This is a genomic window from Colwellia marinimaniae, assembly GCF_002207865.1.
Classification (GTDB): Bacteria; Pseudomonadota; Gammaproteobacteria; order Enterobacterales; family Alteromonadaceae; genus Colwellia; species Colwellia marinimaniae.
In genome coordinates this window covers 1-261 of sequence record NZ_BDQM01000336.1, presented here as the reverse complement: position 1 = coordinate 261, position 261 = coordinate 1, and the positions used below count along the sequence as shown (strand labels likewise).

1 protein-coding gene is annotated in these 261 nt (G+C 41.8%); it reads right to left on the bottom strand.

Annotated elements, in window-relative coordinates; all coding sequences use genetic code 11:
* The coding region (locus tag MTCD1_RS19545) for an SAM-dependent methyltransferase (RefSeq protein WP_235013401.1) at positions 1–108 on the bottom strand (108 nt) is incomplete at its 3' end.
* Positions 109–261 lie beyond the last annotated feature (153 nt).

The following is a 261-nucleotide window of genomic DNA, read 5'->3' as shown; positions in this document are numbered from 1 at the left end:
GATCACGTCCACTTGCTGTAGCAAACGAAAGGCTTTTAACGTCATCAGCTCAGGATCACCCGGACCAACGCCAACACCAATTAATTTACCTAGCTGGTTATACTTCATTATCAACTTCTTCATATTTGGTAAACTGAAATAAGGTCACTGGGAGATTCGGTTTATACATTAACTGACCTGCTAATTTAGTGCCCTTGCTAATCGCTACTTGCAAGGTTTCCGTTTGTTGTTCGGACAACGACTGGGCAAAATGCTGTAATT